Here is a 24,404-nt window from a genome sequence, read left to right as displayed (position 1 = left end):
AACCAACGATTTTTTATAGCTACTTTTTCGTAATGTTTACTCATTTATTTAGGATTGTTTTCCAGAAAATCTAATTTAATAAGGAGGTTTTTTAAATTTTCATAACCGAATGATTTGTTATTTCATTCTTGCTTCACCTGTTGTTTAAGAATTTCTGATCTTTTTCTCAAAGCAGACCACACTTACCTTCTGATCATTGACTGTTGTCACGGCTTTTCGTGTTTCTTTAAATCCTTGACTCTCCCAGAAAGATCTACCTGCTGTATTTTCTTCAATAACAGCGAGAGATACGAGAGAAATCCCCTTTATGCGCCAGTCTTGTTCTACTTGCTGATAAATAGCTTGCCCGTGCCCCTGACGTCTTTCGCCAACCAGCAGCAAGCCAATATACGCAGTGCCCTCTTGCGGATAATCAACAAGATAATCCATGATAGCAATAGGTTTTTGATCATAATAAATAATAGAAAATACCTTTTGCTCTTGAGCCACAGATGGCGGTAGAACAGTCATGTCCCGCATGAGTTGTTCGATGGAAGGTGTCTCTTTCGTTAAAGCAAAATAGTCCTGGTTTTTCTGATAAATACTATAGGCAGCTTGTTGGTCTTCTGACGTGACGGAATGAAACGTATACACGTTCATGAATGCTCCTTTATTGTAGGTTTATTGAACCTTATTTCGACCAAAAGTGAAGCAAGTGGATTTGATGGCTTTTACTGCTAGTTTATCCTATTCAATTCCCCTTGTAAATTACTCTCTAAACCTCTTCCTGTTTACGTTTCATTCCTACGATGATAACCGAACTTGTCAAGGTATAAAAAAGACACCCTAGAGCCTTAAGTCAGAAGCCTGCACTTCTTCTCAAAAGCCCTTAAGATGTCTGATCATTGGCCATTTCTCTTGTCAAACAGCGAAAAAACTATTCTTCGACCGTAACTTTGTCCCACCAAGAAGTAGCGGTCTTTTGGATCACTTCATTCAAGTCTTCGATGTGCTGTTTTCCGGTACTTGCTAGCCATTCTTTGGCTGCTTCTGTCCCTTGTTTTACAAAGGGATCAACACCGTCTTTCCACGTTGCCCGGCCGCACAAGACGCCATTGAAGGTTGAACCGGCTTCTTTGGCAAAAACCAGTGTTTCTTGGAATAAGCTGGCTGATACGCCTGCACTGAGAAAAATAAACGGCAGATGCGTCGCATCGCTTTGCGCTTTGAAATACGCTGCGGCTTCTTCCTTGGTATGCACGGCTTCTTCCTTGGCAAAATCTGCCACATAATTCATGTTGACTGGTACTTCCACCTTTAACACATCGACTTTGTACTGTGGTTTTGAAAATTCCTTCATCAATCCGATGACTTTTTCTGGTTTGCGTTGCGCATATGCTTTTGAGTCGACTTCAGGCAACTTAGCATCATAGGAAAGAACTTCTAAAAAGAAGGGCAGATCAGCGGCTTGGCATTCGCTGCCGAGTCGTTCCACAAAGACGTGTTTCAACTGATTGATCTGGGCATCTTCATCTACATCATAATAAAGCAAAAATTTGATGGCATCGGCGCCTGCTGCTTTTAATCGCTCAACTGACCATTCCCCTAATAAATCAGGCAAACGTCCCGGCGTAGTCGCATCATAGCCGGTTTTTTCATACGCCAGCAAAAGCCCCGCCTCTGGATCACGACTTTGCGCAGCTGCCAACCCATATTCTGGATCTAGTAAAATGGAAGACGCGTAAGGGGTCAATTCTTGTGAGACTAGCTTTTTAAACTGGCTGATTTTTTCTGCATCAGCCTCCACGCCAAGTGCTGCCATCATTTTTTTCAAGGCACCTCGTTGGTCGATCGCTAAAGCTGCGATCACTCCTTCTTTCGTTGACAGGCGATCCATCGCTGCTTTTTTGGCTTTCGTTACGGTTGCTTTCATTAAAATTCCTCCTTTTTTGTCCATGCCAAAGAATCAACCGCTTTCACTTTTTTTCAGCGTTGGCGAAACGGTTGTCAGCACGTATAAAAATGTCTATTGATGAAGCCGTTCGACTGATTGACCACCGCACGTATCGACTTCGTACAAGAAAAGATACGTGCTCGTGGTGGGCTTTCTCAGTCATCGTTAGTTGTTATACGGATGAATCGTCACGCCTTTGACCACCCGATTGACGGTACGCGTTGGCGAAGGGGTGTCGGGTGTATTCCCGACTTTGATCGATGCCAACAGTGCGATCGTTTGCGCAAAAACAATGTCTGCTAAGGCAAGATAGCCATCTGGCAGTGAAGTGTCATCTGGAAAGAAAAAGTTTGTTCCTGAAAAATTCACAGCTGCCGGCTGTCCGATGGCGGTCACTGCGACGGCGATGCCGTCACTCTTTAATTCTTCCAACATATCAAGATCATATTGCCGCGTGTAGGGCGTATTGCTGACAAAGACAAAGACGAGGGTTTGATCATCTACGAATGATTTCGGTCCATGACGGAAGCCCATCGAAGAATCGAACACGGTGGCGATTTTTCCCGCAGTCAGTTCCAATACTTTTAGCTGTGCTTCCCTGGTCAACCCCGACAACGTGCCTGAACCAAGGTAAACGATTCGCTTAAAGGAACGGTCCGTCAGTACTTGGAGTTCTGTTTCTCTATCGATCACTTCTTGCCCCAACCGGCTAAGGGTTTCAACATAATGCCCTTTTTCCGCCAGAGACGTCTGGTCAAAAATCAGCAGTGCCGAAAGGGCCATGCAAGAAAAGCTTCCCGTCATCGCAAATCCAGCATCATTTGACCGCTCAGGCATCAATAACAGATAACTCGCTTCATCAGCGGCAGCTTGTTGTGCCAAAGATCCGTCGGCTGCACAAGTGATCGTCAAATGATAGCTGTCGGCAACGAATTGATCGACGATTTTGACCGCTGCTAAACTTTCTGGTGAATTGCCACTTCTAGCAAAAGAAACGAGCAGTGTTGGCTCATCCGCAAATAAAACTTGTTCTGGAGCAGCGACAATATCCGTCGTAGCAATACTTTCAAAAAGATAATCCACCGTTGCGCCGTTCTTATTCAAGTAAGGAACGATCGTATCTCCAACATATTGCGATGTCCCCGCTCCCGTGAAGACCACGCGGATTCGCTTGTCCGTCTTTTGCTTGATAGTACGTAAGAAAGCCGCGATCGCCTCTTGCTTTTCTTGATAGATCGTCAAGGTTTCTTGCCACAGTTCTGGCTGTTGTTTGATTTCTCTTGTTGTAATCTCCGCACCTAATTCTGCTAATTCCTTTGTTGACAGTTGAAACATCTTTCTTCCTCCTAGCTGCTGGTTTTCCAGTATGTATTCCCAGTGACGGTACGAGGAGCGTTGTCTTGGATGAATACTTAGCGATCACCCAAAGGGCAAACTTCCTCGACCTCACTGGTTTTGAATACACACCTTTTCTTTGCTCGAGCGGATCATTTCAGACTGTCTAGGAAATGCGCTACTCGTCGTTACGCAAGTGGCGGACTTTGTATCTAAATTGGTCTGCTCGAGCAACACTCAAGGTGTATTCGATCACTTCATTTTCAATATTGAACGTGCTGCGTACCAGGTTCAACACCGGCGCACCTTCGTGGATTTTTAGCAATGCCGCATCTTTCGCACTGGCAATGCTGGCAAAAAATTCTTCGTCCGCTAGGCGGATCACTTGATGAAAATCTTCATGGAAGATATCGTACAATGGTTTTTGCTCGATCATCTCACTCGTTAAATTCATGAAGCGCTTGACGGGCAGATAAGAACGCTCGATCATCATCGGTTGGCCATCAGCAAGACGCAATCGTTTTAACTTGTAGATCGGCTCGCCAATGGAAACTTGCAACTGAGTGGCAAAATATTTTGTCGCTTCCATTTTTTTGAATGCCAATACTCTAGTTTCCGGTTGTTTCCCCAGTGCTTTCATCTGTTCGGTAAAACTATAGGAACCCGATAAATTGGTTGCCTGCTTGCGGATCTCCGAGACAAAGGTTCCTTTACCATGTTGGCGATAAATATAGCCTAATTTTTCTAACTCCTGTAGTGCCAAGCGAACGGTGGTCCGACTTAACCCGTAGCGCTTTGACAGTTCTCTTTCTGAGGGAAGCATCGTGTCTGCTTCCATTTCATTTTCGATTTTTTCAATCAGTAAATTTAACAATTGATCGTATAATGGTTGTCGATTTTTATTGATATTCATAAGCCCCTCCAAACTGGTTACTACCACATAACGAGTGTACTATTTCCCGATAGGCGTGTCAAACAATCGTCTACAGGGGCTCTGTTTCCTGAACTTGCATCTCTTCACGCAGGAAAATGAACCAATTGCCAGCACGAGCTAAGCTGAAAAGTCAGCTTTTGCTTGCTTAGCAAAACTCCTCCTACGGTTTGCGCCGTTTCTTCTGCTAGCTTGCTTATTGCGGCCAAATGGATGGATACAGACCAAAGCCAGAACCGATCAAGCCGATCACTAGCAGCAAAGCGATACATTTCAACGGCGTCCAGCCGCGTTTTGATAAGAAGAAATACAGCATCAGTGTGATGGTCAATGGAATCACTTGCGGCAAGATCCCATCGAGGATTTTTTGAATATCGATCGTCACGGGCACTTCGTTGACTTTGTTAAACGTCAATTCATATTTGCCGTTAGCCAATTCGTTGACCGCCGCATTTTCTTGCAGTGTGTCGGTCAATTGTCCATTCTCATCCGTGGTATACAGCATGTCTTCGTAAGCGGCAATGGCTGCTTGATCATCCACGATCGTCGTCGCTTGTGTCACTTCATTGGTAGTACCGTTAGGGATCTGAATATCCAAAGACGTCGCCCCATACACGCAGGTCAAGGAACCGACAACAAAAATCCCTAAAATACTCGCTGCTCGGGTGAACTCTTTGGCATTTTCCGTTAAGATCCCAATCGCATCTGTCCCTAAACGATAGGACCAATGCATCAAGAAGAACCGTAAACCAAATTGGGCCGCATTGAATACCAGTAAGAAAATAAACGGTGCAGCGATGTTGCCGTTGATCGCCATATTGGCTGTGATACCAGCTGTTATCGGTACCAGAGTGAACCAGAATAACGCGTCACCGATCCCGCCTAGCGGTCCCATCGCGGCGACTCGCACTGCCCGAATCATGGGAATATCGGCTTTGTTTTGTTCCATCGATAGAATGATCCCCATCACAAAGTTCACGAGGAATGGATGAGTATTGAAAAACTCTAGGTTATGGCTCATTGAAGCAGCCAAGTCCTTTTCATTTTTGTGGATCTTTTTCAATCCCGGTAAAATACTGAATAACCAGCCTCCTGCTTGCATTCGCTCATAGTTGAAAGAGGCTTGTAGAAATAAGGAACGCCAGACCATATTGTTCAAGGTCTTTTTATCCAGTTGTTCTGCGGGCGCTTGTTCGCTATAAGAATCGGGAATATTATATGCCATCTTCATCGCCTCCGAAATCATAGGTATTGGCTGTTGCTACTTTAAATTTGGACTGGATTTGATAATCCCAAAAGGCTAATGCAAAACCGATAAAGGCTAGAATGATCAAGGCTGGTCCTTGCAAGGAAGGTGCCGCCATTACGATCGTGGCTAAACCAAACCCCATAAAGAAGAAGCCCCACATTTCTTTGGAAACCATCACTTTTAGTAAAATCGCAAAACCGACATACCGCATCATGCCCCCAGCTGCGCCGAGCCCACCCATCAACCATTGAGGGATCGCTGCGACCGCCTGATTCCCGAAGGCAGCACCGCCGATAAAGAATAAGACCACAATCAAGCCGAAGATCGTTCCAAGACCCACCATCGCTAAATAATTGATCCGGTCAATGCCCTTCGTATTGGCATCATGGGCGTAGCTGTCAGCTTTTGACATCACTGGCGACATTAGTGAGAAGATAATCGTCACCCCATATTGCCCCAGCAAAGAAAACGGAATCGCCGTAGCGACGGCCACTGTCGGTTCCAGCTGCAGCGTGATCGCTAAGATTGCTGCCATAATTCCGCCAATCACCGCATTTGGCGGTTGCGCGCCGCCCACCGGCATATTGCCGATCGTCATTAACTGATAGGTTCCGCCAACGATCAAGCCGGTTTGAAGATCTCCAAGAATAAGTCCGATAACCATCCCGGTAACAATGGGCTGGTACAATGATTCTAAAAAACTAAATTGATCGATTGCGGCAATGAATGTAACTATGAAGACTAAAATGATTTGAAAAATCGTGTAATCCATTTTCTTTCTCCTTCCTTATCTCTGCATCACTGAAATAATTTCTTTTCATCTTCAACAGGTGTCGTTGGAACCCGCTGAATCACTAATTGCACCCCCATTTCCTTCAGTTTTTTAAAGGCATCGACATCTGCTTCATCGACGGCAACTGTCGTAGCAACCTGTCTTTTCCCTTCTGACATATGCATATTCCCAATGTTGAGTTTCTTGATTGGCACCCCACCTTCAGCTAATTTCAACGCATCTTGAGGATTTTCAACCACCATGAAAATCTTTTGTTTTGGCGATGCTTTATGAATGATCTCGATGGTTTTTTGAATCGAGAAATACCTCGTTTGGACGCCAGCTGGCGCCGCCATATCCATCAACCCTTGTCTGACTTTGTCTTTGGCGACCTTATCATTTGCCACTAAAATTAGATTTGCCCCCAACGTACCGTTCCATTGGGTGGCAACTTGCCCATGAATCAACCGATTGTCGATTCGCGTCAACAAAATATTTGGTTCTCCCATAAATATGTCCTCCTTCTATTTACTGCATGATTTCTGCAACCGCACTGCGTTCTACTTCGATCACCGTTCCCGATTTCACCCTTAGATCGACCGTCTCTTTCCCAAGTGCTTGAATCTCCCCAATAATGCCGCCGTATAATTTGATTTTCTGCCCCTTTTTCAAGGACTGCTGCAATTCAGCGAAATAGCCTTTTTGCTTTTTCAGATGTTTCCCATTCAAGAAAGATGAGACCGCCAAAAAGAGAAAGAGAAAAACAAGCACCACGATTGAGGCTGCTAAGATCATTTCCCACATCGTTAAATCCCTTCTTCCTCATTGGTTTCCTCATGGCCTTTGATCTTTCCGTGAAAAATACCGCTCTTGCCAATCTCTGCCAGTTCTTGACAAAAACGCTCTGGATCAGTTGCCGTATATCTAGTCAACGAACCTTCCACTAGCAGCAGTAGATTGATGCCGCCGATGACCTCGACTTGCGGGTCCTCATTGGCAGCGGTCATCGCAACATTAAAAGGGGTCCCGCCTACAAGGTCTGCACAAATCACGACCCCATCACAGGTTTCCTTTAATTGATCGATTGCTCCTTGCAACTCTTTTTCAAAGTCAGCTAACGGATTTTCCTCTAAAAACGACACTGCTAGAAACTGTTCTTGCGGCCCTGCAATCATCGCAAGCGCATTTTCCATCCCTTGCGCAAATCCTCCATGACCTGTTAAAACCAAACCAAGCATCTTATGTCCTCCCCTTACTCTCAACTGGTAGTAACCACATATCCAATATAAACGCTTTCATTTTGTCTGTCAACAATTTTTTGTTTTTATATAAAAATGTCTTTGTTATCTTTAAATACGAAAAATAGCGCCAAAACAATGATTATCAATTAATAACCCAATTGATAAAGGTATTGAAATCCATCAAGGGAACGACCTTAATGTTATTTTTAACAAGTACGTTCACTGGTTTTTGAGTCTTGGTATCTAAAGAACCACAAGTCACTCCGCCATTCATCGATACAACAATCAACGTTGTTAAATAAAGGAACTTTCAACAAATCTGCTTCCATAATAAAAAAACCAGCTAGGTATAATCCCTAACTGGTTTTGATCATCACCAAACTCATTTTCCATTATGCGTTTTATTAAATTGTATCTCCAACATTGCCAATACCACTCAGATGCCATCCTGTTTTTAGTTCGGATAGATGATTTGCGTCAGTTCTCCAATCTTATCGTTATAAGCATCAGAAATAATGACAACGTCTTCTGTACTAAAAGCTTTTACCGCGGCGACTTGTCCATATTTCGAACTGTCACACAATAAATAGGCGGTTTTGGCATTATTTAGAATTTCACGCTTTTTGTTCGCCTCTACCAAGTTGGGCGTGCTTACACCTTTTTCAGCATCAATACCATTAGCACCTAAAAAAGCCGTTTGAAAGTTAAACGTTTGTAAATTTGCATCCGTCAATGGACCATTCAAGGATGAAATAACGGGATTGTATCGGCCACCAAGAAGTAAAATCTCGGCAGGAGTTTCTTGTTGAATTGTAAAGACACTCGTATTGGTAGTAATAATCGTGATTTTTTTATTAATGATTTTATGCAGTAACGCTGTACAAGTCGAACCAGAATCTAGGTAGATCACATCACCATCGTGAACCAACTCAGCAGCCAAAGTAGCGATCGCTTCTTTCTCTTGGGAATACAAAGCAGCCTTAGCTGCAATCGGCATTTCGGAAGCCGTTGAACAAATCTTCACTGCGCCACCAGCCAACAATTCAACTCTTCCTGATTTTTCTAATTCTTTTAAATCCCGCCTCAATGTTGAGATAGAAACAGTAGGCAAAATGCTTTGCAATTGCTCTATTTTTAACAGTTCATCTTGAGCCAAAGCTTCTAAAATTTTTTCTTGTCTTTCATATGGAATCATAGCAACCTCCATTAATTGGTCAATTTCACTTTTTTTCAAATTATACCATACTTTTTCTCTCGGTATGAGCAAGGACTTTCATTGTTCGTCAATTTGATCTCGATTATGGGATAAATTTCTCGTTAACAAAAAAAGACGAGGATTCGCTAATGCGAATCCTCTAACCTTTGATCATTCTACTTCTAACTGACCAATCATTGCTACCCGTTTTTGGTGACGACCACCTTCAAACTCAGCAGCCAGCCATTCCTTAGTAATCATTTTCGCTAGTTCGACGCCCACGACGCGCGAACCAAACGCCAATACGTTGGTATTGTTATGCTCTTTTGAGAGCTTAGCACTATAGGGTTCGCTGCACACCACGGCTCGGATGCCCTTGATTTTGTTGGCAGCAATTGAGATACCAACGCCTGTGCCACAAATCAAGATTCCCAAATCACACTTTTGGGTTACCACCGCTTCTGCAACAGTCGCCGCATAATTGGGATAGTCAACGCGTTTATCACTTTCTGTCCCAAAATCCTGTACCGTGTGCCCTAACGACTCCAAATAGGTGATGATATCAGTTTTTAATTCAAACCCAACATGATCACAACCGATTGCTAGTTTCATGCTTGATCCTCCTCTTTATATATTGAGATCAGTTCTTGATACGATTCTTCTTTTCCAAAAAGAGCGGAGGTCCCTAAAACAAACCCATCAACACCTAAGGCGCTTAAGCGAGTCATTACGGCAGGCGAAATCGCTCCATCTGCCATTAATTGGTAGAAATAACGTTCCTTAACTGCAGCAAGCTGCTTTATTTTTCCTTCCACATGTGTCAAATATGCTTGACCCGAAAAGCCGGGATCAACAGTCATTACCATCACGTAATCGACCAACGGCAGCAGTTCTTCAACCATTGCTACACTTGTTCCAGGATTGATGGCGATTCCGGCTTGTTTCCCCTTTTGCTTGATTTTGTTGATGGTTCTTGTGGGATGCCGATCTGCTTCCGGATGAAAATAAATGATATCTACACCTATATCCGCAAATTTCTCTACATACGCTCCCGGATCTTCAATCATCAAGTGGACATCAACTAAGGTTTCTGACCATTTGCAAATAGCTTCGATATCTTGAAGTCCCATACCAAAATTTGGAACAAATCGTCCGTCCATAACATCAAGATGAAAAATATCGATTTTCGCCGCTTGTAAAGCGGCAACCTCGTCCTTTAGCATTGAAAAATCAGCACACATCATAGATGGACACAAGATTTTTTTCTTCAAAACACTACCTCCTGTCAGCAAATGCTCTCACTCATTAATAACGCCAATCGCTTGTCCACAACGCCCTTGCTTCTCTGTAATCACTAAGGTTCGCTGTGCGTAATTAATGAAAACAACGATTACATCCGTTTCTTTGCCCTGTGATGCCAGAAACGGAAAATCAACGTTTGCCAGCACACTCTCGGCAGTAACTTTGTCACCTTCAGAAACTCTGGTATCGAACCCTGCGCCATTTAGCTCCACAGTATCGATCCCAATATGGACTAGAACTTCTAAGCCATTTTTGGCTTTTAACGAAATCGCATGTTTTGTAGGAAACACAGAGACCACTGTTCCTTCAATCGGTGCTGTAACAAGATCATCTGTTGGTACCACAGCAAACCCTTCGCCTAATAGTTTGGTTGAAAACATCTCGTCCTTCACTTGTTCAATACTTTTCACCACGCCATTAGCTGGTGCATAAATAACATTTTTCTTCTTAAATAACCCCATATTCCCCCTGCTTTCTACGCCAATGTCTCGTCTCGATTGGTAAATACAAATGCTAAGACTGCTGAAACCACCATTGAAATCAGTAAGCCGATCATCGCTTGTATGAAATTCGAGGAAGTTGAGCCTACAAAGGCGGGAAAAGTGGTGACACTACCAAAGACAAAGGCATTCGTTACAACTTGCATCAACCCTAAATAGGCACCACCCGCAGCACCACCAATAATTTGCGCTAAGAAAAGTTTTTTATTTTTTACAAGTAAGCCGAACAAAGTAGCTTCGATAATCGCTGATAATGCGATCGTGACTAAGCCAGTTAAAGCAAAGCTTCGCAGTTTTTTATCTTTCGCTTTAAAGTAAACGCCAATCGTTGTACCTATCACGGCGAAGTTACATGCAAAAGTAAAAGGAACGATGTAATCAAAGCCATAGGTTGAAACGTTATTAATCATGATTGGATTGACTGCCCAGTGAATGCCCAAACTTACGAGAACACTCCAACCACCACCAACTAAGATTCCAGTTAGCACACTACTACGCTCGATCAACCAATTCACCACATTAGCGACTGCTTCGCCACTATAGACCCCGATTGGTCCAATAACGATCACTGTCAATGGAACCATAATCGCTAGTGAGACTAAAGGAACGACCACCAATTTTAAAGTCTCCGGTATGTGTTTGTCTAAGAATTTGTAGAGATATGAAAAAGCCCAAATCGAAAGGATGATTGGTACGACAGTTGAATTGTAGTTCATCAAAACGACTGGAATCCCAAAGAACTCCGTCGTTGCACCGTTGCCTGCTCCTCCCATCAATGCAATAAAATCAGGATTGATTAACGCAGCCCCGATCAATGCAGAGATATACGGACTGGCACCAAACCGCCGCGCTGAAGTAAACGCTAACAATACGGGCAAGAAATAAAATACACTCATAGAAGCAACAAATAAAATCGAATAAGTGCCGCTGTCTTCACTGATCAACCCGAGCTGAACAAACAAAATCAGTAGTCCTCTTAAAATACCTGAGCCCGCCAAAACTGGTAGTAGTGGCGCAAAAATAGCAGATACGGCAGAAAAAACATTGCTGATAATACTGCCAGAAGCTTGTTCTTCTGTGGTAGGGCTACCAGCACTTTCGTTACCTTTAACTAACGGCTCAAACTCATCGTAGAGCTTCCCGACTTCTGTCCCAATCAAAAGCTGGTATTGGCCCGCCTTATTAATGACATTGATCACTCCGTCGATATTCTCGACGGCTTGATCATCCGCTTTTGCGGTGTCATGTAACGTTAGACGCAACCGGGTGGCACAATGTGTCATATTGCGAACATTATCCGCTCCGCCTATTTTTTCTAAAATATTTTTTGCCATCACTTTGTAATCCATCTTCCCCACTCCTTTTATTTTGATTGATTTGTTGGTGACAAAAATTCAAGCAGCAACTGATTGGCTGCGACTGCATCGTTTTGATCGATCACAGCTTGAATCGCAGCCAAGCCTACGTTATCGATCATTTGATCCATTTGTTTGATCATTTTCATGTTTTGTTCGCACTCTTTTGAGGCATGTTCAATTACAGGGAACGTATCAAAATAAATCACACCGTCATAGTTATGCTTTTTGACATAATACAAGAATTCTAATGTTTTGAAGGGTGTTGCTGAACCGATCATCAATCCATCGTCGTTTAACCCATACCCATCATTCAGATGCACCCCGTATAATAACTCTTTTCCAGCGAACAGATCCGCAGCAAAAGCAGGGTTTTCGTGTTTCATTAGCATGTGGCAATAATCAAGGGTCACACCTACATTTTTGCGGTTGATCTCATTAAGCATCATTCCAGTGACACCCATACTATCAATGAACGCATAGGCTCTTGGTTGAAATGGTTTATACTCGATACTGATTTTCAAATCTGGTGCGTAGTCAGCAATTTCAATAAAGGCATCCCGGATCTGATTCCAAACCTTTTGGTAATTGATTTGAAAACTATAGTCAAAGCCATCAAAACCGAGCCAAATGGTTACGACTTCTCCACCTGCTGCACGACAATAATCAGCAGCTTCTTTGCATAATGTCAAGGCATGCTGCGCAACCTGTGGGTCAGCATTGCCTAATTCACCGTTGATAAACTCTTCTCTGAATCGCAATGCAACACCATTCAATTTCAAATCAGCTTGTCCCAATCTCTCTTTCATTTCAGAGGCAGTCGTCCCACCGACGTGCTCCGGATAATTTAAATCTACGTAATCAAGCCCCAATTCTTTGAATGCGCCAAATACATTGTCTAAATCATTTTCGTAAATTGATAAAAATGAATTGATTCTCGTTGCTAATTTCATCTTCATTCTCCTTAGCCATTTATTATAGACTCAGAATAGCACAAAATTTTTCCATTAACAACCACTTTATTTCATATTATTTCAAATTAATTCATAAAGAAGCATTGTTTTTATTAGAAGAAATACTTCAAAAAATTGATTTTTAAGCATTTATTTTGTTAAAACTTCATTTTGGAACCATTTGAAATAAATTGATTTTTTATGGATCATTTTAAAAAAGTTGTCTTGATTCACTGATTATGCTGATTTGACTCTATTTGTTTCAGAAAAAGGATTATTTGGCAAATCCTTAGTGGGCTGCTATTGAACTAGGCGTCCCTAGTGATATATCTCCTTTCACTCCTTCGAATTGTTTTCACGTGAAACAAAAAAAACTAACCAACCAGCAGGATCGCTGTTTGATTAGGAAATGGGTACTGCTTTATTGTTCGGTCAACCACGTGCGCGAGTGTTCAACTTCTTCATACGTTAACTGATGACTCGGGGTCCAAACGGTTGAAAGGACTGCACCCCGTGAGGTAAAGATCTCTTGGACGTAAGCACTGTCAGCTAGGGAAACGATCGGGTCGTTTCTGCCAAAACTCATAAACACATGAGTGTCAGGCAAGGAATTCGTCGGTACATTCTCGACTGGATACATGGCGTGGTAGAGGATCGCTTTTTTGAAGTGGTCACTATCATTTAGTAATAAGCGAATGGCAATGTTGGCGCCATTGGAATAACCCACCAGTACCACTTGCGCTAACGAAAAGTTGTATTCTTTGGCGGCTTGCCGAATAAAATCGGCTAATTCGTCGCCGCGAAGTGCTAAGTCGGCTTCATCATACACCCCTTCAGCTAGGCGTTTGAAGTAACGGGGCATGCCGTTTTCTAAGACATTGCCGCGAATACCTAATAGTGAAGCTTGGGGATCAAGGGCTTTGCCTACTTCTAGCAGCGACTGTTCGTCGCCACCGGTGCCGTGGAGCAGCACCAAAACTGGTGCGTCAGCTGCTCCTTGTTGGTAGATTGCTTTCATCGAAGTTCCTCCTTTAACTTGGTCGTTTGATATCGAAAATCTCCCCAATCGTTGCGTAAGAATTTCCCGCTAGCCGGCTGACTGCTTGTAAGGCACGGGGATCGATCTTGCCGTCTTGATAGACATCCTCTGCAATCTGGTAGCCGACGACTTCCAACAATAAGAGATCGGCAGTGGTCTGCTGGTCTTTTTTGATGGGTACGTGCTGATGCAGAATCGTTTCTAAGCGGACACTGGCTTCGTTCAAGCCAGGAACGGCAATCATTTTCGATGTTGTTGTGGTAAATCCAGAAACCGTCAACTCGCTTTGGTCTGCGGGCAATAATGCCGCGGTTTTATTGGCCTCTTGGACATTTGTTTGATCCAAAATATGCACGACGGCTTCTTTCGTCGCCAACAGATTGCGGGCGGTGTCTTTCAGTTCCCCCTCTTTGCGCTGGATAGCCAACGAGAGGATCACGGGTTCTGAGCTGACGATGTTAAAAAAACTGAATGGGGCGATGTTGACGATACCATCGGCTGATTGCGTACTGACCACTGCCACTGGCCGTGGAATGATGGAGCCAATCAGTAGCTTATAATTTTCTCGTTGGGTCAAATCCTTGGGATCTAAATAGTGCATACAGCGTCTCCTTTTTTCTAAACCGATAAGTCTGGCAAGCGATCCTCGATCTCTACACGGCGGCTTTCAAATTGGGCTGGCAGCATCAACTGCTGTCCTAACGTTTCTAATGGTTCATCAACGAAAAAGCCTGGGGTTTCTGTTGCGATCTCAAAGACGATGTTGCCCCGCTCTTGGAAATAGACGGCTTTGAAATAGTTGCGGTCTTTGATTTCAGTGACTCCGTATCTTTGATCGTACAAATATTCTTGCCACTCTTTTTGCACTGCTTCCGTTGGCACGGACCACGCGATGTGATGGACGGTGCCGACACCCCAGCGCCCTGCTGGCATTGCTTCATGGGGCACGACGATCTCATGAGCGAGGGTACCTGCGGTATGGAGATGCGTGCTTTTATTTGTTTGATTAAAAATGTCCAGACCTAGATCATCTGCCAACGTTTGAATGGTCGCTTCTGGTTGTGCCGAAAGCAAGACGGCCCCATGAAAGCCTAATATCGCTGGTGTTTCTGCCGATTCTTCGGCTTCGACTAACGCCAAATACAGGTCATGCTGATCATGAAGTTCTAAAGTTGGCCGAGCAAACAATGTACTTTCTTGGACAGTTACTTGATGTTTCGCCAGATGTTCTTGCCAATAGGCACTGCTGCCTTTAGGAATACGAAACGCGATCGTGCCGACTTGTCCGCTTCCTACTCGCCCAGGATGGGCATTTGCCCATGGAAAGAAGGTGATGATGGTCCCATTTTCTAATGCTTGATTGCTGTAATAAAGATGATACGTGTACGGATCATCAAAATTGACGGTTTGTTTGACGAGGCGCAACCCCAACACGTCGCGGTAAAAGGCAACGTTCGTTTGCGGATCGCCTACGATGGCTGAAATATGGTGGATCTGTTGAATGGGTTGCATACTGTGTGCCTCCTTAGGCGCGTTTTGTATTGAAGGGTTTGATGACTCCTTCGATGTATTCACGGCGATTTTCTAAAAATGGTGCCAATGATAAGGACTCACCCAATGTTTCGTATGGCTCATCCCCCATGAACCCTGGTTCATCTGTTGCTAGTTCAAAAAGAATATGGCCGATGCGCACATACAAGGATTCAAAATAGTAGCGATCCACATAGCCGGAGTTGGCCAATCCCAAGTTATCAAAGATTTCTTGCCAAACTGCTAATGAGTCGTGGTGAGCTAAGCGAAAAGCGACATGATGCACTTCGCCATCGCCTTGTTGCGCTTGCGGGCTCGTGGTATCTTCCACTAAAACGACTTGAGCGCCATTGCCGCCTTCACCAACTTCTAGCAAATAGCGATTATCTACTTGATCAATGGTTTTGAAATCAAAAACGGATTCCAGCAGCCCTTTGAAATCTGCCAAGTAAGAAACAGACATTTCGACAGGACCTAAGCCATAAATCGCAAATTCAGTAGGAACCGGTCCTTTTTTCCAAGGAGTACCAGCTTTCACGCCAGTATTGTGTTCGTCAGAGATCAATTGATAAGCTTGCGTATCAAAATCCCAAAAACGCATCACTTTTTTCCCAAATTCGGTGGTGATTGCTTCGTGTTTTACCTCAAATTCATCAAAGCGTGCGGCATAATAATCAAGGGCAGCATCACTGGGTACTCGGAAACTGGTGCGGGTGATCGAGTTGGTTCCTTTGCTGCCGCGAGCGGTATTGGGAAAATCAAAGAACGTCATGGTCGTTCCCGGTGACCCTAAATCATCCGCAAAGTAGGTATGGTACGTATAAATGTCATCTTGATTGACGGTTTTTTTCACTAAACGCATCCCTAACACATCTGTAAAGAAATGGTAATTCCGTTCCACATCACTTGTCATGGCCGTCACATGGTGTACCCCTAATAATTGATCTTGTTTTCTCATTTTCTTTTCCTCATTTCTGATCATAAGTTATTTTTCGTAAAATTGTTTTTAATTGTTGCAATTCTTCACTGCTGAGTTCGGAAAAACTCGCCGCAATCTTTTGTGCATGACTGGGAAAAATTTTCTCCATCAATGCCCTGCCTGCTTCCGTAATCCTGACGTAAGTTACCCGTTGATCTTCTTGGCTAGGTTCCCGGCGCACGCAGCCTTTTTTGACTAATTGATCGACTACATAGGTTGTCGAGCTGCTGGCGATCAAAATTTTTTCCTTGATGGCTTGCGTCGTATGGGTGCCTTTATGGTAAAGCAATTCCAGTACAGAAAACTCCGTGATATTTAAGCCATAACAACGAACATCTTTTTTTGCCACTTGTTCCAAACGACTCGCCGTACGCAGTAAACCGATGTACGCTTTGAGCGCTTCTTCTTGATGCGCCATTTTCCTCACCTCTTTATTTCGAATTCGAGATAATCATAACTTACTTTTTGTAAGTTGTAAAAAGATATGCTTTGGTTATCCCTCCTATGAACAAGGAATTCATTCTGAAAACTTGCAAACTGCTTGAATGCTCAAAAAAACGGCCACTCCTTGATTAGGAGTAGACCGTCGTTTTATAGGAAAAATAGATGATGTATCATTTTGTTAATGGCGATTTTGATTTTTTAGTTTATTTGCTTATCAACAGAAAGATCACTCTCTTTTAAAAATCTGTGTACTTCTTCCAAAAATTGTTTGCTGCTACCACTACCTAACTGAGTGTTCATTGCCGTATAGGTGACTCGTTCAAAATCTTTTTCTTCAGGGAGGTATTTTATCGCTCCGTTTACCATCGATGCAATAAAGACTGTTTGAACATTTACAAGCTCACGCAGCTTCTCTCCAAACAAGCTATTCACCTCGGGTTGAATGCCTAGTAAAACTATCGAACCAAATGATACGCCAGCTATTGTCAACTCTTGTTGTCTTCCTGTTTTAGAAAAATCGAAGTGCTTTGTCGGTTTAAGTTCTTTTGTGGGAATCGGCATTACTTTTTCTTCCAAGAAAACTTTTTTTTCGTAAATAGAGATTGCCTTTATAGGAAGAAATATTGGATTGGGTTTTACTAATGAACTGCAAATTTCTTCATAGAGTCTATCCCCTTGTGTTTCAACCAATTTAAAACCAGCTTCATGCAGATCGTTTCGCTTCAGACATTCTTCAGAAACAATATCCTCACAAGATTTTTCTAAGGGCCGCTGATCTCCAGCAGCACCCAAAATAAAAATTGCTGTCTGAGTCACTGTTTCCTCTAATTTTCGACAAGTATAACCGATAAGATCCGAACTGACAGCCTTACCCCCTTGCTCCAAATAGGAATCTGCCATTACGGAAGGAGGCAAATCACCAGTGAAAAGAACACAAAGAAGATGATTGGTTTTTATCTCATAAATTTTCAATATTCGTATGTCATGATTCGAATATTCGAGATCGTTTCTTCCTAACCACCAGCCAAAAGGTGTCTCGATATTGCGGGAACAGTTCAGGCTCGTCGTAACAGAATCCGTACTAATTGCAAGCTTTGTAACTCTTTCTAATGCTCTAGAAACACTCAATTGTACAGCTTCTTTTACTTTTTTGATAAAGATAGGATATGACTTATCAAGATGAGGTGCCGAAAAAGTGTGCGTGACTGTAATCCATATATTCTCTATTGGAATATTAAATTCTTCATAAACGCTTGCTTTCAAGTCATAAACCATCGATTCAGTCAACGAGGTAAGTTCAAGTGAAAGAAGCAAAAATTCTGTTTTTGCTTGTAAAAAAAGAGCTCGGATATAAAGTGGATCATGTTGGCAAACAAACTCTTTGATTGGAAAATCTTGTGTTCGTAGTTTAATTTGTGCCTTCCCAGCTCCGCCATGCAAAGACTCACTCATTGCCTTGCTCCTCTAATACTTGACTGTTAAGTAACAACGCACTTTGGATCATCTTTATAATAATTTTTTCTGGCTCACCTAACGGTACTGGATTACCAATTGTTTCAAATGACAGACCATACTCTTCTTTGGGTAAAAAATAGTAATGAAACCCATTGGTATATCCAGCCACGATTCCTAAGCAGCCGTGAGCAGCACTTGCTTTTTTTAGCTGAATGCCAAAAGCCGAACCTAACTCACCAGGAAAACTATATATTTGGAGCTCCCCTAATTGATAGACACCGAATTCAAGTTGCTGGTAAAAATGATCCACCTGTAAAATCTCTTGGCATTTATTGATTAACCCAGGATTTTTGAGCGGCGAATCACTGTCTAAAAAGTGTTGTACTTCTTGATGAGTATCTACCATATCATTATAAATCGTATGACTAAGAGTCTGATAAGCAATTCGATCAATGGATAAAGGATGAACTTGCCTGATCTGACTGATCCGATCAGCCAAAGCTTCTGCAACTCGTTCTAATTCTGTAAAATCATCCCCTTGTCGTTGATGCCGATTGCTGGAATCCGCGGCTGCTCCAATTAGCATCAATGGATAAATTCCCCACTCTTTTTCCAAGCGACTACAAATATTTCCTGCTAATTCACTAGTTAATAAATTATTTTTAGCACTTAATACAGTCGAATGAACCGCTATGTTTACGATAACACCGGCGGCTTTTCCCTCCGAATTATTAAATGTAATAACTGTCACTTCGTTATCTGCTAGCGCTCCTGGATGATTACGATTTCCATAATAACCCACAATAATATCACTGCCATATGCCGCTGTTGCTGGTTGCAGAGACTCAAAACATTGCTGACATACTAGAAGCAACTGATTCATAACAAACTCATAATAATCAGGTTCAAAAATACCTGAGTGCCAGTGCTTATGGTAACTCATAATTGATGAATGATTATGAGTAGCACTCATCATAATCAGATCACGATCAATGTCGTATGCTTTTGAAAGTCGTGACTTTGCATCCGCCACCATCTCGTCCTCTAGCTCCAGAAAATCAAGAGAGACTAGAAAAATCTTCTTATCGTCTACTTCAATCAATAAACCATTACAAAAAATGTCATCATGAATCCCTTCTGCTGGAGAATTACGGAAAGGAGTCTTATAACCAATTAAATAAAACTCCTTATTATACGGGCTTAAACAGACACGCCCACGTCCAACTTTCATAGACTTCCCTCTCTTCAACTATAATTTTGACAAACGAATATCTGTCATTTACCCTATTTAAGCAGACACAGTAGCTTCTTTTGCCTCTAATTCTTTTTCTTTTTGAAGCAATTGATTGTCATAAACTTTGGCAAATGGATACAAAATCGCGATATTAATGAGAACTAGTACAATTTGCAAGATACCAATCTGCCAATTTCCTTGTAGAATCCCCCACAGACCACGAGGAACTTGTTGAGGTACTTGGACGCCAGTTAAAGCAGGAACGATTCCAACAACCATCGTAAAATATTGAATGCAGGCATTGAACAAGGGAATAATTACTGCAACTGGCAAAAACAATGTCACATTTAAAACAGTTGGTATCCCATAATTCACTGGCTCAGCAATGTTGAAAATAGCCGCTGGTAAAGCAATTTTTGAGACAGCCTTCAATTGCTTAGATTTGGCAAATAGTAAGAACGTCAAGGTTACTGCCAGTGCAGGCCCACCAATCGCAGTCATAAATGCACTACCTACAAATGTCGTCACTTGTTCCCCGGCAGCAATCTGCTCTAATCGTTGAGCGTCTAATCCTAACCAAATCGGTAGCATAATAGCGCCAACAACGTTAAATCCATGAATTCCAAACCACCAAAGGATTTGAATCAGTACATAAGCAATCAAAAATGCACCAAATGAGCCACCCAATCCCAATAAAGGTCTTTGTAATGCCGTATAAATCAAACTATGGACATCTCCAAAAGAAGTACGGCTAAATACAAAAGCAACGATCAACATAATGAATGAAATCAAGATGGCAGGAATAAGGCTAGAGAAGCTTTTTTCAACAAACGGCGGCACCCCATCAGGCATACGTATAATCCAATTTTTCCGAACAATAAATCGATAAAGTCGAGTGACAGAAATAGCCACTAATATTGCTACAAACAAGCCTCGACTGCCTAAGTTAGTAAAATCATAAGATAAAGCACCTTCTGTTTCAGTCAATGGCGTCAAAATGAAGAAAGAAACCATCGAAAGAACGCCCACCGAAACGCCATCTAGTTTTTCGCTTTGTGCATAACTGTATGCAATAAAGAACGTCGTATAAATTGAAATAATAGCAAAAGTGATATTATAAGGAATCATCAACGTACTTTGAATGTTTATTTCTTGCAGAAACGCTTTATAGGATTCAATCGGAAAGTTCGCCAATAGAAAAAACAGAGATCCTAAAATTGTCAGCGGTGTGACCCGAGCTAGTCCTGCAGCTACGGCACTCAAATCTTTTTGACTAGATATTTTTCCAGATAATGGTTGTAAATATTTTTCTAGTAGTTCCGTAAACTTTTTCATGTTATTTTCCTCCAGTTAGATTTAGTTTGTACAAGCTGTTTGCAGTTTCAAATAGCAACTCTTTTTTCTCTTTTTCTGTGATCTCCAACCCACCAATAAAAGAAACACCTTCTGTAAACCAGCTGCTCTTGACGGGGTAAGAAGAACCATAAATAATTTTGTCCGCACCAATTTCTTTGACAGCAGCCTCAAGCTGTATTTTCCCCCAAGGTTGAGCATGAGACATTTCTAAAAAGATGTGTCTGCGGAAACGAGTCTTAAACTGAGTCGCTCGATCATCAAAACGGCCATTGCCACTATCTTGAGGAAACAATGCATTTAAATAATTGCTGATCTGTCCCCCCATCATTGAATGAATAAATGTTAATTCAGGCAATTCCTCGAACATCCCGCTGAATATTTCTCTACCAATTGCAGTCAGCTGATCAATATTGCGGCCTAGCGTTCGTCTTAAATTGTCATATTGATAGATTGACTGGTAGTCCACTGGAACCGGAGTATGGTGGACATAGACTGGAATTTTCATCTCATTTATTTTTTTAAAAAAAGGCCTGAACTGTTGATCGTCTAAATAATAGTTCCCATAATGTGCAGATAGCTGAATACCGGTTAGTCCTAGCTCTACAATTGCTCGTTCCAACTCAAAAATTGTTTCCTCATCGGCATAGGGAGGAACCACTGCCAATCCTCTTAGTTTTCCACGACTTTGTTTGATATGGTCCGCCATTTCATCATTAATTAATTTACATAATTCTAACGGAAGCCACTCTTGGCATCCAGGTAATTTTAGCAGTCCGACATCAATTCCATGGTGACTCATATCAGATAATTGCTGCTCTAGCTGATAATCAGTATCAGTGTAGTTTAAGCTTGGATAGCCCATCGGTCGTTCAACGATCATACTCGTTCTTTCAGCTTGTTCTTCTACGTGAATGCTCGTTCCGAATTTTTGGGGTATAGAGCGAAGAAATTCATTTCGGATCTTTTTATCTGAAAAAATTTTTTGCGGAAGCCAGTACATATTTGCATCAATAATCATTTCTTTACCTGCTTTCTCATTTTATGTAACCGCTTATCTACTTGTTATTATGAAGATTTTGCTATTGACAAGCAATTCCATTTAGGCTACTTTTATGACGAAACGGAATAAATAAAAGGAGTCCCTCATTGATGGATACCCAAATAATTCGTGATTTTATCACATTAACTAAATACAAAAACTATAGTCTTGCCGCAGAAGAATGCTACATATCTCAATCTACTTTATCCAAACGAATAAAACGCTTGGAACACCAGCTAGGTGTACCACTTTTTGAACGTACAACCAAAAGTGTTGAATTAAGTGAATACGGAGAAGTTTTTAAACCATACGCAGAAAAAATGCTTTCCCTAGAAAATGAGTGCCTCCAAGAACTTCATTCGATGTTACCAAAAAACCAAAATACTTTAATCATTGGTGCCATTCCGTCTTTAGCAAAATATCATCTAACAGATTTAATTACTAAGTTCATATTGCACTCAAAGGTTGACGTACATGTTATCACCGAACCCTCTGAAAAACTTGAGCTTTCGCTAAAAGAAGGTCGCTGTGATGCAGCATTTATTCGCGATGTGTATGATCCCACTCAAATCTTTAATAAACAACAGATTACAACAGATCAATTGATGGCGGTCGTACCGAATAGTCATAGATATGCTAATAAAGCACAGATAACCATCAAGGAGCTTCAAAACGAACACTTTGTCTTACTTCCGGAAGGGTCACGACCCTATAATACTGTCATTGACCTATGTACAGAAAATAACTTCTCTCCTAAAATCGTTTTTACAGATTCAAAGATATCGAACATTATTGATTTTGTTTCAAATGGCTTGGGAATTTCTTTATTGATGAACAAAAATATTACCGAAGGCTATAAAGAAACAGTCACTGTTATTCCGCTTTCTCCTGCAATCTCTCAGTCAGTCGATCTTTGTATGGTAAAAAGCCAAGAGAAAAGCCTAGCACAACAAAAACTGCTTTCTTTTGTAAAAAAATCTGATTGTACTAATAGACAGTAAGCACTCGCAATGTTAGGACTTAATAAAACATAGTATATCGGTGTCCTCATGCAGCGTTGATAAAGCAAATTCACTTTATCTAGTACTATTAAAAAAGACAGAAAAAAACAGAACTCATGAAAGGTTCCATGAGTTCCGCTAAATATATATTTTACCGAAGAGGATTCGATCCATTCCATGTACTGATCGATGAAGCGCTGATTCCCACGCATAGTTATCTCTTTTTCAAATCTTTACAGTCGGCTGGACCTGCTTTTCCAAAGCCAGCAACCACTTTTTGCGTTCGACACCGCCGCCATAGCCGCCGATACTACCATCACTATTGATGACACGGTGGCATGGAACGATCAACGCCAATTGATTTTTTCCGTTGGCGTTGGCAACAGCTCGGGTGGCTTTTTCATTGCCGATTCGCTGTGCCAATTGTTTGTAAGAGTATGTTTCTCCGATCTTCATCGCCAACAGCTGCTGCCAGACGGCTTTCTGAAAATCAGAGCCGATCAATGCGATGGGTACCGTGAAGGCAGTTCGATTCCCTGCAAAATATTCCGTCAATTCTTGCTTGAGTTGCTGAATGATTGCTGTTTGCTGCGGAATGATCACTGCATTCAAGCGGCTTCTCAAAACAGCAATCTCCGTTTCTAGCCCTCTGCGATCCACGAATTCTAACAAGTAAAGCTGCTGCTGGTCGCTGATTGCCAGCATCGATCCCAGCTTGGTCTCAAGCCAAGCAGAAGAAAGAATCGTTTTTTCGCGGCTGTTGGAAGGCAATTCCCCCATAATCCGGGAAAACGCATCTCGAAAGCCGTTGCCAGAATCGAAGCCGGCTTCTAATTGTGCTTGGATCAGCGGTTCTCCTTCACGAATCTGCTTAAACGCTAACCCTAAACGGCGTGCACGGGAATATTCGATAAAGGTCATGCCAAAATATTTTTTAAATTGTCGGCGTGCGGTATTGGGATGGATCGCTAGTGCTTCAAAATCTTTGTCGGTCCACTTTTTCTCTGGGTTACTCTCCACGGCTTCCACCAGGCTTTTCACGTCAGGGGATAAGTGGCTAGGTGAGCTGAGCGGGCGACATCGTTTACAGGGACGATACGCCGCCAGCAACGCTTCTTGTGCCGTCTGAAAAAACTCGCAATTTTTTTTGAGCGGTTTTTTCGCTGGGCAGGTGGGACGGCAAAAGACGCCGGTGGTTTTTACCCCAACGTAAAAAATCCCTTCATATTGGGAATTTTTTTCAATCAGCATGTCGTAATAGTGGTCCCGTTGTCGGCTATCTTCAATCATCTTGCGCATCCCTCCTTCTTTTCTACACTTACAAAAATACTTTGTACCTGTCCTAACACACGACCAACCAATGCAGCAGCCTGCAAAGGCAGGTCGAAAATTTGCCCATATCCTTCTGATGACATACGATCACCCTTTCCTCTGAATGACCTTAGTGTACAAAGAATGGTCTTGACGCATCCCATAAAAATTAACACCAATTTTTTAAAAAGGATCGAAGGCAGTTATCCTCCGATCCTTTTGATTTCCCGTTTGCCTATTTTTCGGCGAA

Annotated in this window: 26 protein-coding genes; 1 reads left to right on the top strand and 25 read right to left on the bottom strand. The window is 42.2% G+C overall.

Going from position 1 to position 24,404, the window contains the following annotated elements; translation table 11 throughout:
- Positions 1 to 144 precede the first annotated feature (144 nt).
- The 24 genes from IGI94_RS01080 to IGI94_RS00965 all read right to left on the bottom strand — a co-directional run bounded on the left by IGI94_RS01080 (position 145) and on the right by IGI94_RS00965 (position 21,821).
- On the bottom strand, positions 145 to 639 hold the full coding sequence (locus IGI94_RS01080; RefSeq protein WP_438899320.1) for a GNAT family N-acetyltransferase: 495 nt from the start codon (positions 637 to 639) through the stop codon (positions 145 to 147).
- A gap of 277 nt (positions 640 to 916) precedes the next feature.
- Positions 917 to 1,912 carry a tagatose-bisphosphate aldolase gene (lacD, locus tag IGI94_RS01075; protein ID WP_438899319.1) on the bottom strand — a complete coding sequence of 332 codons (996 nt, stop codon included), beginning with the start codon at positions 1,910 to 1,912 and terminating at the stop codon, positions 917 to 919.
- 186 nt (positions 1,913 to 2,098) lie between these two features.
- Positions 2,099 to 3,268 carry an SIS domain-containing protein gene (locus tag IGI94_RS01070; RefSeq protein ID WP_438899318.1) on the bottom strand — a complete coding sequence of 390 codons (1,170 nt, stop codon included), beginning with the start codon at positions 3,266 to 3,268 and terminating at the stop codon, positions 2,099 to 2,101.
- Positions 3,269 to 3,446: 178 nt separating this feature from the next.
- Entirely contained in the window at positions 3,447 to 4,181 is a 735-nt protein-coding gene (locus IGI94_RS01065; protein WP_005232618.1) for a GntR family transcriptional regulator, read from the bottom strand.
- A 214-nt stretch (positions 4,182 to 4,395) separates the two neighbouring features.
- Positions 4,396 to 5,424: a PTS system mannose/fructose/sorbose family transporter subunit IID gene (locus IGI94_RS01060; RefSeq protein ID WP_008376454.1), complete on the bottom strand. Its 1,029-nt coding sequence runs from the start codon at positions 5,422 to 5,424 to the stop codon at positions 4,396 to 4,398.
- Entirely contained in the window at positions 5,414 to 6,220 is an 807-nt protein-coding gene (locus IGI94_RS01055; protein WP_005232623.1) for a PTS mannose/fructose/sorbose/N-acetylgalactosamine transporter subunit IIC, read from the bottom strand. The genes IGI94_RS01060 and IGI94_RS01055 overlap by 11 nt, the downstream gene beginning before the upstream one ends.
- Positions 6,221 to 6,246: 26 nt before the next feature.
- Positions 6,247 to 6,729, bottom strand: a complete 483-nt coding sequence (agaV, locus tag IGI94_RS01050) for a PTS N-acetylgalactosamine transporter subunit IIB (protein ID WP_005232625.1) — start codon at positions 6,727 to 6,729, stop codon at positions 6,247 to 6,249.
- 19 nt (positions 6,730 to 6,748) lie between these two features.
- Positions 6,749 to 7,024 (bottom strand): preprotein translocase subunit YajC, encoded by a 276-nt coding sequence (gene yajC / locus IGI94_RS01045; RefSeq protein WP_008376459.1) that lies wholly within the window; start codon positions 7,022 to 7,024, stop codon positions 6,749 to 6,751.
- A 2-nt stretch (positions 7,025 to 7,026) separates the two neighbouring features.
- Positions 7,027 to 7,458 (bottom strand): PTS sugar transporter subunit IIA, encoded by a 432-nt coding sequence (locus tag IGI94_RS01040; protein WP_008376461.1) that lies wholly within the window; start codon positions 7,456 to 7,458, stop codon positions 7,027 to 7,029.
- Between the two features lie 457 nt (positions 7,459 to 7,915).
- Positions 7,916 to 8,668 carry a DeoR/GlpR family DNA-binding transcription regulator gene (locus IGI94_RS01035; RefSeq protein ID WP_005226765.1) on the bottom strand — a complete coding sequence of 251 codons (753 nt, stop codon included), beginning with the start codon at positions 8,666 to 8,668 and terminating at the stop codon, positions 7,916 to 7,918.
- Positions 8,669 to 8,827: 159 nt separating this feature from the next.
- Complete coding sequence (gene rpiB / locus IGI94_RS01030; RefSeq protein WP_016611535.1) at positions 8,828 to 9,268, bottom strand: ribose 5-phosphate isomerase B; 441 nt, start codon at positions 9,266 to 9,268, stop codon at positions 8,828 to 8,830.
- A complete protein-coding gene (locus IGI94_RS01025; RefSeq protein ID WP_438899317.1) occupies positions 9,265 to 9,927 on the bottom strand; it encodes a ribulose-phosphate 3-epimerase in 663 nt (220 codons plus the stop codon). Before IGI94_RS01025 ends, rpiB begins: the two co-directional genes overlap by 4 nt.
- 27 nt (positions 9,928 to 9,954) lie before the next feature.
- On the bottom strand, positions 9,955 to 10,419 hold the full coding sequence (locus tag IGI94_RS01020; protein WP_438899316.1) for a PTS sugar transporter subunit IIA: 465 nt from the start codon (positions 10,417 to 10,419) through the stop codon (positions 9,955 to 9,957).
- Positions 10,420 to 10,433: 14 nt separating this feature from the next.
- Positions 10,434 to 11,807, bottom strand: a complete 1,374-nt coding sequence (locus tag IGI94_RS01015; RefSeq protein WP_429966455.1) for a PTS transporter subunit EIIC — start codon at positions 11,805 to 11,807, stop codon at positions 10,434 to 10,436.
- Between the two features lie 14 nt (positions 11,808 to 11,821).
- Positions 11,822 to 12,766 (bottom strand): sugar phosphate isomerase/epimerase family protein, encoded by a 945-nt coding sequence (locus tag IGI94_RS01010; protein WP_438899315.1) that lies wholly within the window; start codon positions 12,764 to 12,766, stop codon positions 11,822 to 11,824.
- A 421-nt stretch (positions 12,767 to 13,187) separates the two neighbouring features.
- The gene (locus tag IGI94_RS01005) at positions 13,188 to 13,784 is read right to left on the bottom strand and encodes an alpha/beta hydrolase (protein WP_194199356.1); all 597 of its coding nucleotides are present in this window, start codon (positions 13,782 to 13,784) and stop codon (positions 13,188 to 13,190) included.
- Positions 13,785 to 13,797: 13 nt separating this feature from the next.
- Positions 13,798 to 14,406 (bottom strand): flavin reductase family protein, encoded by a 609-nt coding sequence (locus IGI94_RS01000; RefSeq protein WP_159161122.1) that lies wholly within the window; start codon positions 14,404 to 14,406, stop codon positions 13,798 to 13,800.
- Between the two features lie 17 nt (positions 14,407 to 14,423).
- Entirely contained in the window at positions 14,424 to 15,317 is an 894-nt protein-coding gene (locus tag IGI94_RS00995) for a VOC family protein (RefSeq protein ID WP_438899314.1), read from the bottom strand.
- A 13-nt stretch (positions 15,318 to 15,330) separates the two neighbouring features.
- A complete protein-coding gene (locus tag IGI94_RS00990; protein WP_061053593.1) occupies positions 15,331 to 16,293 on the bottom strand; it encodes a ring-cleaving dioxygenase in 963 nt (320 codons plus the stop codon).
- 10 nt (positions 16,294 to 16,303) lie between these two features.
- Positions 16,304 to 16,732 (bottom strand): MarR family winged helix-turn-helix transcriptional regulator, encoded by a 429-nt coding sequence (locus IGI94_RS00985; RefSeq protein WP_005232643.1) that lies wholly within the window; start codon positions 16,730 to 16,732, stop codon positions 16,304 to 16,306.
- A gap of 224 nt (positions 16,733 to 16,956) precedes the next feature.
- On the bottom strand, positions 16,957 to 18,210 hold the full coding sequence (locus tag IGI94_RS00980; RefSeq protein WP_438899313.1) for a hypothetical protein: 1,254 nt from the start codon (positions 18,208 to 18,210) through the stop codon (positions 16,957 to 16,959).
- Positions 18,203 to 19,444 carry a neutral/alkaline non-lysosomal ceramidase N-terminal domain-containing protein gene (locus IGI94_RS00975; RefSeq protein WP_438899312.1) on the bottom strand — a complete coding sequence of 414 codons (1,242 nt, stop codon included), beginning with the start codon at positions 19,442 to 19,444 and terminating at the stop codon, positions 18,203 to 18,205. Before IGI94_RS00975 ends, IGI94_RS00980 begins: the two co-directional genes overlap by 8 nt.
- Positions 19,445 to 19,501: 57 nt before the next feature.
- Entirely contained in the window at positions 19,502 to 20,782 is a 1,281-nt protein-coding gene (locus IGI94_RS00970; protein WP_216696221.1) for a PTS sugar transporter subunit IIC, read from the bottom strand.
- A gap of 1 nt (position 20,783) precedes the next feature.
- The gene (locus IGI94_RS00965) at positions 20,784 to 21,821 is read right to left on the bottom strand and encodes an amidohydrolase family protein (protein ID WP_438899311.1); all 1,038 of its coding nucleotides are present in this window, start codon (positions 21,819 to 21,821) and stop codon (positions 20,784 to 20,786) included.
- Between the two features lie 131 nt (positions 21,822 to 21,952).
- Here IGI94_RS00965 and IGI94_RS00960 point away from each other — a divergent pair, with 131 nt between their 5' ends.
- Positions 21,953 to 22,843 carry a LysR family transcriptional regulator gene (locus IGI94_RS00960; protein WP_438899310.1) on the top strand — a complete coding sequence of 297 codons (891 nt, stop codon included), beginning with the start codon at positions 21,953 to 21,955 and terminating at the stop codon, positions 22,841 to 22,843.
- 225 nt (positions 22,844 to 23,068) lie between these two features.
- Here the strand turns inward: IGI94_RS00960 and IGI94_RS00955 are convergent, their stop codons facing one another.
- The gene (locus IGI94_RS00955) at positions 23,069 to 24,133 is read right to left on the bottom strand and encodes a bifunctional transcriptional activator/DNA repair enzyme AdaA (RefSeq protein WP_201691016.1); all 1,065 of its coding nucleotides are present in this window, start codon (positions 24,131 to 24,133) and stop codon (positions 23,069 to 23,071) included.
- Between the last annotated feature and the right edge of the window lie 271 nt (positions 24,134 to 24,404).

It is taken from the genome of Enterococcus sp. AZ149 (assembly GCF_051714285.1).
Taxonomy (GTDB): Bacteria; Bacillota; Bacilli; order Lactobacillales; family Enterococcaceae; genus Enterococcus_D; species Enterococcus_D entomosocium.
Note: the sequence above shows the minus strand (reverse complement) of the source record. Positions and strands in the feature narration are given on the sequence as shown.